General features: G+C 75.5%; 12 protein-coding genes. 6 read left to right on the forward strand and 6 right to left on the reverse strand.

What is annotated here, in order from left to right:
* Positions 1-103 precede the first annotated feature (103 nt).
* The 3 genes from ACFYZS_RS30680 to ACFYZS_RS30690 are packed head-to-tail and all read right to left on the reverse strand — an operon-like array spanning position 104 to position 2,702.
* On the reverse strand, positions 104-1,045 hold the full coding sequence (locus ACFYZS_RS30680; RefSeq protein ID WP_389019565.1) for a hypothetical protein: 942 nt from the start codon (positions 1,043-1,045) through the stop codon (positions 104-106).
* On the reverse strand, positions 1,042-1,200 hold the full coding sequence (locus ACFYZS_RS30685) for a hypothetical protein (protein ID WP_389019567.1): 159 nt from the start codon (positions 1,198-1,200) through the stop codon (positions 1,042-1,044). Before ACFYZS_RS30685 ends, ACFYZS_RS30680 begins: the two co-directional genes overlap by 4 nt.
* Positions 1,197-2,702, reverse strand: a complete 1,506-nt coding sequence (locus ACFYZS_RS30690) for a hypothetical protein (protein WP_389019569.1) — start codon at positions 2,700-2,702, stop codon at positions 1,197-1,199. The genes ACFYZS_RS30685 and ACFYZS_RS30690 overlap by 4 nt, the downstream gene beginning before the upstream one ends.
* A 138-nt stretch (positions 2,703-2,840) precedes the next feature.
* Between ACFYZS_RS30690 and ACFYZS_RS30695 the strand changes: the two genes are divergently transcribed.
* From ACFYZS_RS30695 to ACFYZS_RS30705, 3 genes are read left to right on the forward strand one after another with little or no spacing between them, the layout of a single operon-like run.
* Positions 2,841-3,611, forward strand: a complete 771-nt coding sequence (locus ACFYZS_RS30695; RefSeq protein ID WP_389019928.1) for a LamB/YcsF family protein — start codon at positions 2,841-2,843, stop codon at positions 3,609-3,611.
* Positions 3,608-4,225, forward strand: a complete 618-nt coding sequence (locus tag ACFYZS_RS30700) for an allophanate hydrolase subunit 1 (RefSeq protein ID WP_389019572.1) — start codon at positions 3,608-3,610, stop codon at positions 4,223-4,225. Before ACFYZS_RS30695 ends, ACFYZS_RS30700 begins: the two co-directional genes overlap by 4 nt.
* Positions 4,222-5,094 (forward strand): biotin-dependent carboxyltransferase family protein, encoded by an 873-nt coding sequence (locus ACFYZS_RS30705; protein WP_389019574.1) that lies wholly within the window; start codon positions 4,222-4,224, stop codon positions 5,092-5,094. Before ACFYZS_RS30700 ends, ACFYZS_RS30705 begins: the two co-directional genes overlap by 4 nt.
* Before the next feature lie 189 nt (positions 5,095-5,283).
* Here the strand turns inward: ACFYZS_RS30705 and ACFYZS_RS30710 are convergent, their stop codons facing one another.
* Both ACFYZS_RS30710 and ACFYZS_RS30715 read right to left on the reverse strand, forming a co-directional pair.
* A complete protein-coding gene (locus ACFYZS_RS30710; protein WP_389019576.1) occupies positions 5,284-6,681 on the reverse strand; it encodes a HEAT repeat domain-containing protein in 1,398 nt (465 codons plus the stop codon).
* A gap of 344 nt (positions 6,682-7,025) precedes the next feature.
* Entirely contained in the window at positions 7,026-7,448 is a 423-nt protein-coding gene (locus ACFYZS_RS30715) for an ankyrin repeat domain-containing protein (protein ID WP_229341939.1), read from the reverse strand.
* Positions 7,449-7,752: 304 nt separating this feature from the next.
* On the opposite strand from ACFYZS_RS30715, the gene ACFYZS_RS30720 reads away from it, so the two are divergent.
* Entirely contained in the window at positions 7,753-7,947 is a 195-nt protein-coding gene (locus ACFYZS_RS30720; RefSeq protein WP_030162614.1) for a hypothetical protein, read from the forward strand.
* A 43-nt stretch (positions 7,948-7,990) separates the two neighbouring features.
* Positions 7,991-9,685, forward strand: coding sequence for a hypothetical protein (locus tag ACFYZS_RS30725; RefSeq protein WP_389019579.1), 1,695 nt, complete (start codon positions 7,991-7,993; stop codon positions 9,683-9,685).
* Positions 9,686-9,700: 15 nt separating this feature from the next.
* On the opposite strand, the gene ACFYZS_RS30730 is transcribed toward ACFYZS_RS30725, so the two are convergent.
* On the reverse strand, positions 9,701-11,203 hold the full coding sequence (locus tag ACFYZS_RS30730) for a PLP-dependent aminotransferase family protein (RefSeq protein ID WP_389019582.1): 1,503 nt from the start codon (positions 11,201-11,203) through the stop codon (positions 9,701-9,703).
* Positions 11,204-11,396: 193 nt separating this feature from the next.
* On the opposite strand from ACFYZS_RS30730, the gene ACFYZS_RS30735 reads away from it, so the two are divergent.
* Positions 11,397-12,167: a glycerophosphodiester phosphodiesterase family protein gene (locus ACFYZS_RS30735; protein WP_389019585.1), complete on the forward strand. Its 771-nt coding sequence runs from the start codon at positions 11,397-11,399 to the stop codon at positions 12,165-12,167.
* Positions 12,168-12,216 lie beyond the last annotated feature (49 nt).

Below are 12,216 nucleotides of genomic sequence, written 5' to 3' on the forward strand. Positions count from 1 at the left end.
ACTCTCGTGAATTCTCGGTACGGAGGGGTACGGAGGGCAGGTGCCCGGGGTGCTCGTGGACCGGGGCGGCCCGGTGGGCCCGGCCCGGTCCACCAGACCCCCTCTAGGCGTGGAAGGGCAGGCCGGCGTCGGCGGCGAGCTCCAGGTCGTCGCCCTCGGGCGGCGGCAGGAGGCTGGCGGAGCCGTCGCTGACGGGGACCACGCCGAGTTCCAGGAGCTCGGCCATGGCCGCGCTGCCCGCCATGTCGCGGACCTGGAGCTGGTAGCGGGGGGTGGTGCGGTACGTACCGCCGGCGTCGTCGCCGGTGCGCTGCAGGAAGCCGGAGTCGGTGAGGAACGCGGCGGCCTTGCCGACGATGCCGGTGGTGGAGCCGGCCAGGCGGCGGGCGTCCTTGGTGGCTCCGGTCGCGCTGCGGCGGGCGTAGACGCGCCAGGCGGCTTCCAGGCCGGGGGCGTCGGTGGCCGGGTCGGTGTTCTCGCCGAGTTCCTCGGCGCGCTCCTCCAGGCGGCGGCAGGTCTGCCGGACGAAGGCGTCGACCCCGTTGACGGTGATCCGGCCGATGTAGCCGTCGTCGGCAAGGTCCTCGGGGCGGGGGAAGGCGAGCGCCGCGACGGCGAGGTGGGCGAGGCCGTGCAGGAAGCGGTCGGCGGAGTCGGCGGTGGTGCGGCGGGCGTAGTCGCCCATCCGGACGGCGAAGACGGAGTCCTCGCCGGCGGCGACGGCCATGCCGGCCCGCGGGGAGACCTCCAGGACGACGAGGCCGAGCCCGGTGGCGACGGCGTCGGCGAGGCGGCCGAACGCCGGCTCCTCGCGGTAGCGGCGCAGCAGTTCGGCGTACTCGGCGTCGCGGGCCGGGAGCAGCTTGGGCTGGAGCCCGAACGCGACGAGGCGGGCCGCGTCGGCGGCGTCGGCGGGCGTGACGGCCCCTGCTGCCGGGGCGGGCCCGGCGGCGGCGGGCGCGGCGGGGGCCGCCGGCGCGTCGGGCTCGCTCCACGCGGGCTGCCGCTCGCTCCACGCGGGGTGCTCGGCGTGGTGGTCGCTCACGGGTGGGTCTCCTCGGCGGTGCGGTGTTCGTGGTCTGCGGCGGCGGGCGGGTGCTGCGGCCCGGCCGGCCCCGCGGGGGACGGGGCGGGCGGCTCGGCGGCGGACGGCTCGGGCGGCCCCGGGGCGGTCACGCCGGGCGGCTCGGGGGCGGTCACGCCGCCTCCGTGCGGTCGGCGGTCATCGCGGCCGCGTCCAGCAGGGCCGTGCCGACGATCAGGTCGGCGCCGCCGAACTCCGGGTCTTCGAGCTGCGTGCCGTCGTCCACGGCGAAGAGCAGCCGCTCCTCGCCCTGGCGGTAGGCCGTGCCCACGGCCGGGCTCGCCGCGTGGACGGCCAGCAGGGCCACCAGGTACGGCAGTTCCGGGTCGGCGCGCCTGGCCTCGGCGAGCAGGCCCGACAGCCGGCGCGGGGCGTCGTGCGGCAGGTCCAGCAGCTCCATCGCGGCGGCGAGCTGCTCCTCGCTGAACCGGCTGTCGTCCGGGGTGGCGATGAGGTCCGGCTCCGGCATCTCCGCGCCCAGGTGCTCGCGCTCCACCGGCGGCGTCAGCAGTATCTCGACCAGGTCGGCGACGCGGACGGAGACGGGGGTCCGCAGGCCGACCGCCGAGGCGAAGAAGGCGTCCGTGACCCGGGAGGCCCGCTCCAGGGCGAGCGGCAGCACGGGGGCCACGAGCTGCCCGTACAGGTCGATCCCGGAGCGCGGCGCGGGGGCCGCGAAGGCCTGCCGGTCCTGCTCGGCGCGGAAGAGCGGGCCCGCGTCCAGCAGCCTCGACTGGAGCTGGGTGTGGCGGCGGATGCAGTCCTTGACGATGTCGACGAGCTCGGCGGCGCGCCGCTTGTTGTCCGGCTCCTCCGCCTCGTCGCGCGCCCGCCGGATGTTGGTCAGGATCGCGTTCTCGTGCCGGTAGCGGTCGGCGACGTGGTCGAGGGCCTCCTCGATCATGTCCGGCACCGACTGGAGCCAGTCCACCGCCCGCACGTTGCGCCGGGTCGCGTCCAGCGTGCGGCGCAGGGTCTCCGCGTACTGCACCGTGCGGTACCGGGCCTGCTCGGCGGCGAGCTGGGCGTCGGCCAGCCGGCCCCGGCTGATCAGGACCTCCAGCTTCACCTCGGCCGCGATCTGCGCACTGGTGACGTCCGTGTCGAGGGCGCCGACCAGCACGTTGACGGCTTCGTCCGTCGTACGGAGGTAGACCGCCCCGCCGTAGCCGGGCACCTCTTCGATCAGCTTGAAGTCGTAGTCCCGGCGGACGTACACCCCGTCCGCGCCGAACGTGCCGTAGATCGCGCGGAAGCCCCGGTCGACACTGCCGACGTTGATCAGGTTCTCCAGCACCCAGCGGGCCACCCGCTCGTGCTCGGCGGCCGGGCGCCGCGGTGCCTGCGCGGCGACGCGCGGGAGCAGCCTGGCCACTATCTGCTCGTGGTCGGCGCCGGTGTCGAAGTCCATGTTGAGCGTGACCAGGTCGATCGCGGCGAGCGCGACCTCCGCCATCGCGTAGACCCCGTACTCGCCGGCGAGATTGGCCTTGCGCACGTCGAGGTCGTGCAGCGGGGCGGTGCAGGCGAGCGCGCGCAGCCGCCGGGCCAGGCCCTCGTCGGCGGCCGGGCCCGGCGCCGGGGACGGAAGGGTCTTCGCCGGGGCAGGGAGAGTCACGGACAAAGACTAGGCGCTGACACCGACAACATCCCAAACGGCATGGTTCGGCCTGATCGGTCCCGGCGGACGCCGGCCGTTCCCGCCGGACGCGCCCTGTCGCGCACCGCCACGCTCTACGCTCACCGCATGGCTTCCATGATCACACCTCTGATCGACCTCAACGCCGATCTCGGCGAGGGCTTCGGGCGCTGGACGCTGACCGACGACGAGGCCCTGCTGTCCGTGGTCACGAGCGCCAACGTGGCCTGCGGCTTCCACGCCGGGGACCCGTCCATCATGCGCCGGGTCTGCGAGCTGGCCGCGGAGCGGGGCGTACGGATCGGAGCGCAGGTCTCCTACCGGGACCTGGCGGGCTTCGGACGGCGCTCGATGGACGTGCCGGCGGCCGAGCTGGCCGACGAGGTGGCCTACCAGATCGGGGCTCTGGAGGTCTTCGCCCGGGCGGCCGGCTCCAAGGTGTCCTACGTGAAACCGCACGGTGCGCTCTACAACCGCACGGTCCACGACGCCGACCAGGCGGGCGCGGTGATCGCCGGGGTCCGGACGGCGGCCGGGGCCGACGGCCTGCCCGTCCTGGGCCTGCCCGGCTCGCTGCTGCTGGCCGCCGCCGAGGCGGCGGGGTTCACGGCCGTGCCGGAGGCCTTCGCCGACCGGGCGTACACGCCGGCCGGGACCCTGGTGCCGCGCGGCGAGCCGGGGGCCGTCCTGCACGACCCGGACTCCGTGGTCGCCCGGGCGGTCGGCATGGCGGCCGAGGGCGCTGTGACGGCCGCCGACGGCTCCCGGGTGACGATGCAGGCGCGCTCGCTGTGCCTGCACGGGGACACCCCCGGGGCGGCGGGGCTCGCGCTGCGCGTGCGCGAGGCGCTGGGCGCCGCGGGGGTCCGGGTGGAGGCCTTCGCGTGAGGCCGCTGCCGGTGGGAGGCGACGCGCTGCTGATCGAGCTGGACTCGGCGGCCGAGGTCGCCGCGCTCCACGCGGAGCTGCTCCGGCGGCGGGACGCGGGCGAGCTGGGCGCCGTACGGGAGCTCGTGCCGGCCGCGCGGACGGTGCTGCTGGACGGGGTGCGCGAGCCGGGCGCGCTGGCCGAGCGGATCGCGCGCTGGGAGGTGCCGCCGCTGGCCGAGACCGAGGGGCCGCTGGTCACCGTCCCGGTCCGGTACGACGGGCCGGACCTGGCGGAGGTGGCCCGGCTGTGGGGGGTCGCGGAGCGGGAGGTGGCCGGGATCGTGGGGGAAACCGTGTTCCGGGTGGCCTTCTGCGGGTTCGCCCCGGGCTTCGGCTACCTGACCGGGCTGCCGGAGCGCTTCCACCTGCCCCGGCGGGCCACGCCCCGCACGGCCGTCCCGGCCGGCTCGCTGGCCCTCGCCGGCGAGTACGCGGGGGTGTACCCGCGCTCCTCCCCCGGCGGCTGGCAGCTGGTCGGCACGGCGGACGCGGTGCTGTGGGATCCGGGACGGGAACCGGCGGCGCTGTTCGCCCCGGGGGTACGGGTGCGGTTCGAGGAGGTGGCGGGGTGAGCGCGGCCGCGCTGGAGGTCGTACGGGCGGGGGCGCTGACCACGGTCCAGGACCTGGGGCGGCCCGGGTACGCGCACCTGGGGGTGCCGAGGTCGGGCGCGCTGGACGCGGGGGCGCACCGGCTGGCCAACCGCCTGCTGGGCAATCCGCCGGACGCCGCCGCCCTGGAGACCACCCTGGACGGGGTCGGTCTGCGGGCGCTGGCCCCCGTGACCGTGGCCGTCACGGGCGCGCCGTGTGCCGTACGGGTGTCGGGGCGCGCGGTGGCCTGGGGAGCGCCGGTGTGGCTCCGGGCCGGGGCGGAGCTGGAGGTGGGCCGGGCGGAGTCGGGGGTGCGCGGCTACGTCGCGGTGCGGGGAGGGTTCGCCGTGCCGCCGGTCCTGGGCAGTCGCTCGACGGACCTGCTGTCGGGGCTGGGGCCGCCCGTCCTGTCGGCCGGGACGGTGCTGCCGGTGGGCCCGGCCGGTCCGGATCCGGTCCGCGGGGCCGACGTGGCGGCGGTGCCGGGGATGCCGGCCGAGCTGGTGCTGCCGTTGCGGCCGGGGCCGCGGGCGGACTGGTTCGAGCCCGCTTCGATCGCGGCGCTGTGGCGCGCGGAGTTCCGGGTCTCGTCGGCGTCGAACCGCATCGGCCTGCGCACCGAGGGCGGGGCGCGGCTGATCCGCGGCCGCGGCGGTGAGCTCCCGAGCGAGGGCATGGTCCTGGGCGCGGTCCAGGTTCCCCCGGACGGGCTCCCGGTGGTCTTCCTGGCCGACCATCCGGTGACGGGCGGCTACCCGGTGGTGGGCGTGGTCCCTGCGGGCCCGGCCCTCGACGCGGCGGCCCAGGCCCGGCCGGGGGTGCCGGTGAGGTTCGTCAGGGCCCGCTGAGGCGTGCGCGGGAGCTCCGGCCGGGTCCTGCTCGGCCCGCGCTGTCCGCGACCCCGTCAGCGCCCGCACCGTACCGGCGGGCCGTGGTCAGGCCTGGGCCCGGGAGCACGGGGCCCCGGTACCCCGTGACACGCCTCGGCCCGGCCCCTCTCCTCGGGGGGCCGGGCCGCGGGTGTGTCCGGCAGGGGCCTACACGGCCGATTCCGGGGTGATCCGGCTGCGCACCGCCGACTGGACGTCCTCTTCCTCGGCGGGGTCGGCCGCCAGGCGGCGCAGGCGCGGCGCGACGCGGGCGTCCGCCGTCTCCGCGTGGTGGGCCGCCACCTCGCGGGTGGTCTCCTCGCAGTCCCAGAGGCATTCCACGGCGAAGCCGGCCGCGAAGGACGGGTCCGTGCTCGCCAGGGCGCGCGCCGCGCGCCCGCGCAGGTGGGACGAGGCCGTCTCGCGGTAGATGTGGCGCAGCACCGGTGCCGCGCAGCCGATGGACAGCCGGCCGGCGCCGTCGACCAGGGAGAACAGCGGCCGGGCGTCCGGCCCGGAGCCGCGGACCGTCGAGCGCAGGGCGCCCAGTACGAGCCCGGCGTCCTCCGCCCCGCCCCGGGCCGCCAGCAGCGTTGCCGCGGCGGCCCCCAGGGCGTCGGGGCGGTGGACCCACTGCCGGGCCCGGTCGACGGCCGCGGGGCCGCACATGCGCTCGTAGGCGGCCACGGCCGGCTCGTCCCCGGCGGCTTCGATGAGGTCCAGTACGGCCGGGTTCTCCGGCTCGGCGAGGACCAGGTGGTGCAGGGCGGTGGCCCGGGCGGCCTCGCCGCCCGCCCCGGCCGCGGCCGCGAGGATCGCGGAGCGGTCCTCGGGCGCGGCGACGGCGGCGAGGCAGCGGGCGGCGGGTACGTGCAGCGGGGTGCCGCGGCGCAGACCGTCGGCGGCCCAGTCGAAGACGGCCTGGACCCCCCAGCCGGGCCGGGGCCCGTTCGGGGTGAGCTGGCGCTGCCAGCGGTCGAAGGAGCCCTGCCGGCGGGCCGCGCGCAGGCGGTCGCCGTACTCGGGTGACTCTTCCCACAGGCACCAGGGCCGGGGCTCGTAGGCGTCGCGGACGGCGGCGGCCAGCCGCGCCTCGCCCCCGGCGTCGGCCGGGAATCTGGCGAGCACGGGCGCGGCGAGGCCGCGCAGCCCCTCGTCGTCGTCGCGCAGGGCTAGCTCGTCGAGGGCCCAGGCCCAGTTGGCCCCGGATGCGGCGTAGCGGCGCAGCAGCATGAGCGCGTCGTCGCGTCCGTACGAGGCCAGGTGGCCCAGGACGGACAGCGCGAGGCCGGTCCGGTGGTCCGTGTCGTCGACGAGGTCGTCGGCGCTGAAGAGGTGGCTCTCGATCGCGGCGAGGGGGCCGTCGAGATCCAGGTACAGGCGCGCGTAGTACAGCGAGCGGTTCTCGACCTGCCAGTCCTGGCGCGGGTCGCTGACCACGCACTGGTTGAGGGCCGCGAGGGCCTCCGCCCGGGGCGCCGCGAGGGCGTGCAGCGTGCCGTCGCCGCGGCCCCGCTGGAGGAGCCCGAGCAGGGTGCCGCTTGGCGCTATGACTGGTTCGAACATGGGAATGGCCTCAAATCAAGCTGGGGACGCAACCGGGAATCGGGATTCACAGGGCCGCGTAACAGCATGTGAGGACGTCCGCCGTCATGTTCCGCTCGATGTAGACCATTGCCTTCTCACTCTCGTCGGTGCTCCGCGACCACGTCGGCCGGGTTTGCGCAGGGGATGGGCCCGGACACCCTTCGTGTCCTGCCCGCTCCTGCCCGTCCGTCGTGTCCGCGAATCGAATCCGTCGCCATGATGACCCAGCCGGTTTGTGCGCCGCGACCACATTTACGGCCGCCGTGACCATTCCGTGAGGTGGCGGACCGATCAGACCCTGCCAGGTCACGGGCAAAAACGGACTACTCGGCTCCGAAGAGTTCGAGCAGGTCGGCCTTGGCGAACATGCGGGCGGTGTCCACGGCGGAGGGGGTTCCGGCGGTCGGATCGGCCCCTCCGGCGAGCAGCGCGCGGATGACGGTCTCCTCGCCCTTGAAGACGGCGCCGGCGAGCGGGGTCTGGCCGCGGTCGTTGGCGCGGTCGGCCTCGGCGCCGCGGGCGAGCAGGGCCGTGACGGTGGCGGCGTGGCCGTGGTAGGCGGCCAGCATGACGAGGGTGTCGCCGCGGTCGTTGGTGAGGTTGGCCGGGACTCCGGCGTCCAGGTACGCGGTGAGCGTCTCGGTCTCGCCCTGCCGGGCGAGGTCGAAGATCTTGGTGGCCAGCTCGATGACGTCCTCGTCGGGAGCGCCCTGGGAGCCGCCCTGGGTGGGCTCGTGCTCGCTCATCTGTCGTACCGCCTTCCACTCGCTGTTGACGTGAGATTCCCCGGGCCGGGCGGGCAGGGGGGCGTACGGGCACTGCGACCGTACGGGTGAATCGCCAGAGTAGCGCCCGGACCTGCACATACGGGGGCCAGGCCGAGGCAATGATCCCGGTCGGCCCCGGTTCGCGGCGGACGCGCCAGCCGGACTGCGCCGGGCAAGTGAAAAAAGACGGGATTCACCCGTATGCACCTTTTATCGCATTGATACTTCCTGTGAGCCTGGAACAACTGATGGTGACCGTCCCCACCCACCAGGAGAACCTCTCATGATCCTGTCCATCTCAGGCGTCGTCCTGCTCGGCATCATCGCCTTCCTCTTCTTCAAGAAGGACGGGATGAAGCTGTCGCACGCGTTCGTCTGCGCGCTGTTCGGCTTCTTCCTCGCCGGCTCAGCCATCGCCCCGAGCATCACGGCGAGCACGGCGAGCCTCGCGAGCCTCCTCGGCGGGATCAAGCTCTGACCCCGACCCCACCGTCCGCACCACACAACTCCAGGAGACGACCGTGGCCCGGCGCCCACTCCCCCGCATCCTCAGCAACGGCACCACGTCGCTGGCACGGGGCCGCGACCTTGCTCGCACGGCCGCCGACAGCGCCACGGACGTCCTCCATCCGCTCCTCGTCATCGGGCGCGGCCTGCGCATCCTGGCCTCGGCCGGGCGGCGCAAGTGGGCCGAGACCCCCAAGGACAAGCGTGGTCCCGCGCTGTTTCTGGGAGCCGCCTGCGTCCTCGTGCTCGCGCTCGTCCCGTACGGCCCGCTGCTCGCCCTGATCACCCTGATGGCGGCCGCGGCCTGGCGGGGGCGCGACCGGACCCCGGTCAAGACCGGGCCCAGCGAGGCCGAGACCGAACGGCTCGGCGCCCTCTACGAGGCGCTCGTGCCGTACTTCTCCATCCCCGAGGACCCCAACCCGCTCTTCGCCCACGGCGGGGAGTGGGACAGGGCCTTCAGCGGCTACGCCTTCGACGAGGCGGGCCGCGTCACCCGGCTCCGGATCCGCTACCCCGCCTACTTCACCGACGGCGAGGCCGTCTCGCGGGCCCGGATCGAGACGCTCCTGCACGCCAAGTCCGGGCGCGGCCGGGAGTACCTCTTCGACTGGGACGAGGAGGGCAACCAACTCGACCTGACGGTGCTCGCGCCGCTGCCGACGGGCATCGCCGCACAGCCGTTCGTCACCTCGCCCGGCGAGACCGTGCTCGGCTTCACCGACGCCGGCTCCGTGCAGCGCACCCTCCCGGTCCTGGAGGACGACGCGGCGCGCGACGTACCGCCGGTGATCTGGCGCACCGGCCCCCGCTCCACCGAGCCGCACCTGCTGGCCGTCGGCCGGCCCGGCAGCGGCACCTCCTCGCTGCTGCGCTCGATCGCCCTGCAGGCCCTGCACCACGGGGGCGACGTGCTCATCGTGGAGGGCGGCGGGAGCGGGGAGTTCTCCTGCCTGTCCGGCCGCACGGGTGTGCTGGCCGTGGAGTGCGGTCCGGCCGGGGCGCTGGCCACGCTGGAGTGGGCCGCTCGGGAGACCGAGCGGCGGCTGATCGCCACGCACCGCGCCCGCGAGGCGGGCCGGCCCGCGCCGGAGGACACCCGGCGACCGCTGTGGATCCTGCTGGACCGGCCCAGCGTGCTGGCGCACCTGGCGACCGCCGAGGGGAGCCCCGACCCGCTCTCGCAGCTCCAGGTACCGCTGCGGCACGGGCGCGCGGCGCACGTCACCGTCGTGGTGGCCGAGCAGTTCGACCACCTGGAGCTGCTGAACGACGCCGTCTGGCAGCACACCAGGGCCCGCGTCGTGCTCGGCCCGGCCGCGGCCCAGCAGATCGCCGACGTCCTGGGGCTCCCGCCGCACACCACGCCGACGGCGCAGGTGCCGCCGGGGCGCGGGTACGCGCGGCTCGGCACGGGTCCCGTGCACCGGCTGCAGGTGCCCGCCACGCCGGACCCGTACGACGACGCCGCGCACCCGGGTCACCGCCAGGCGGTGCTGGAGCTGCTGCCGGGGCGGCAGCTGCCGGCCCCGGGCGGGCCCGGGCGGGTGGCGCCGGCGAAGACGCTGCACATCGTCCAGCCGCCGGCCCGGACGCCGGGTCCCTCGCTCGACGCCGAGGAGCTCGACGAGTTCGAGGCGTTCGACGACGCCGAGGAGGCCCCGGCCGAGACCCCGCCGGCCCGCGGCCCCTGGCCGGTGGGCCCCTGAGCCGGCCCGGACGCCCTACGCGACGAACGTGCGCGGGGGTTCGGCCGTGCTGCCCGCCGCGCCCGTACCGACCAGGCGGGCGGCCGCCGCGAGGCGGACCGCCGCCTCCTCGGCCACCGGCCCGCCGACGGTGAACGGCAGCCGGACGTAGCCCTCGAAGGCCCCGTCGACGCCGAACCGCGGCCCCGAGGGGACCCGTACGCCGACCCGCTCCCCCACCTCGGCCAGCCGGGAGCCGGAGAGCCCGCCGGCCCGCGCCCAGAGGGTCAGCCCGCCCCGCGGCACCTCGAACTCCCAGTCCGGGAGCTCCCGGCGCACCGCGGCGACGAGCGCGTCCCGGTTCTCCCTGGCCTGGTCGCGGCGGATCTGCACGGCTTCCGCCCAGCCGCCGGTCCGCATCAGCCAGTTCACCGCGAGCTGCTCCAGCACCGGGGTGCCGAGGTCGGCGTACGCGCGGGCCGCGACCAGGCTCCGGATGACGTCGGGGGCCGCGCGGACCCAGCCGATCCGCATGCCGGCCCAGAAGGCCTTGCTGGCGGAGCCGACGGTGATCACGGAAGACCCGGCCGGGTCGAAGGAGCAGACCGGCCGCGGCATCTCCAGCGACGGGTCCAGCTGGAGCTCGGCCATCGTCTCGTCGACGACGAGCACGGTGCCGGCCGAGCGGGCCGCCTCCACCATGGCGCGCCGCTGCTCGTCCGAGGCCAGCGCACCGGTCGGGTTGTGGAAGTCGGCGACGACGTACGCCAGGCGCGGAGCGGCGTCGCGCAGCACTTGCCGCCACACCGTCATGTCCCAGCCGGCCAGCCCGTCGGCCATCGCGACGGGGACGAGCCGCACCCCGGCGGCGCGCATGAGCTGGAGGATGTTGGCGTAGGAGGGGGACTCGACGGCGATCCGCTCCCCGCGCCCGGCGAAGAGGCTGCAGATGGCGTCGATGGCGCCCATCGCCCCGGTGGTGACCATGATCTGCTCGGGCATCGTGGGGATGCCGCGCTCGGTGTAGCGGTCGGCGAGCATCCGCCGCAGCGCGGGCAGGCCGGCGGGGTAGTCCCCGTGGGTGTGCGCGTACGGCGGGAGTTCCTCCAGGGCGCCCTGTACGGCCTTGGTGAGCCAGGGCTCGGGGGCCGGGAGCGCGGCGCAGCCGAGGTCGATCATCGAGCCGAGGGACTCGGGAGGCAGCGGCTCCAGGCCCCGGGCGGGCAGCGGGTTCCCGGCGGGTACGGAGGTCCAGCTGCCGGCGCCGCGGCGGGACTCCAGGAAGCCCTCCCCGCGCAGGGCCTCGTACGCGGCGGCGACGGTGGTGCGGGAGAGGGAGAGGGAGACGGCCAGCTCCCGCTCGGCGGGCAGCCGGGCGGCGACGGGGACGCGGCCTTCGAGGACGAGCAGCCTGATGCCGTCGGCGAGGGTGCGGTACGCGGGCAGCTTGCGCGCGCCGGGGACGCCCGGGCGCTCCTGCTGCGAGGTGATGAGACGGGCGAGCTGTGCGGCACCCACCGCCGAAGTCCACTCTGCCATGCTGTCCGGTCCACCTTCGTCGAATTGGCCTCACCCGGCCCCGGGTGCGGCCGGTATTGGATCGCTTCCGCCCCCACAGCCTGTCATGCCGGGATCCACCCGGGCCAGGGGCGCCGGGGCGTTCACCACGTGGACACCGTGCGGCCGTCCAGCCGCTCACTCCCCACGGGGCACACGGTGCATACTGCGACGGGTGACTCACGTACGCCTTCGCCATCCGTATCTGGACCACCCGGCTCCGATCCCCTTCGCCCACCGGGGAGGTGCCGCGGACGGACTGGAGAACACCGCCGCCGCCTTCCGGCGCGCGGCCGACGCGGGCTACCGGTACTTCGAGACCGATGTGCACGCCACCGCCGACGGGAAGCTCGTCGCCTTCCACGACTCCACCCTCGACCGGGTCACCGACGGGCAGGGCCGGATCGCGGAGCTGACCTGGAGCAAGGTCCGCGAGGCGCGGGTGGCGGGCACCGAGCCGCTGCCGCTGTTCGAGGAGCTCCTGGAGGAGTTCCCCGAGGCCCGCTGGAACATCGACATCAAGTCCGAGTCGGCCCTGCACCCGCTGGTCAACCTGATCGCCCGGGCGGGCGTGTGGGACCGGGTGTGCGTGGGCTCGTTCTCGGAGAGCCGGGTGGCCCGGGCCCAGAAGATCGCCGGTCCGCGGCTGGCGACCTCGTACGGGGTCCGCGGCGTGGTCGGCCTGCGGCTGCGCTCGTACGCGATCCCGGCGGCGCTGCGGGTCGGGGCGGTGGCGGCGCAGGTCCCCGAGACCCAGGCGGGCATCCGCGTGGTCGACCGCCGGTTCGTGAAGACGGCCCACGAGCGGGGCCTGCAGGTCCACGTGTGGACCGTGAACGAACCGCAACGTATGGAGGCTCTCCTCGACCTGGGTGTGGATGGCATCATGACCGACCGGATCGACATCTTGCGCACGGTGCTGGACCAGCGCGGAGCCTGGGCCTGACCTGCCGGGACCGCCGCGTCCGCCCTTCACGTGCCGGACGGGAACGAGG

Source organism: Streptomyces sp. NPDC001903 (assembly GCF_042891345.1).
GTDB lineage: Bacteria > Actinomycetota > Actinomycetes > Streptomycetales > Streptomycetaceae > Streptomyces.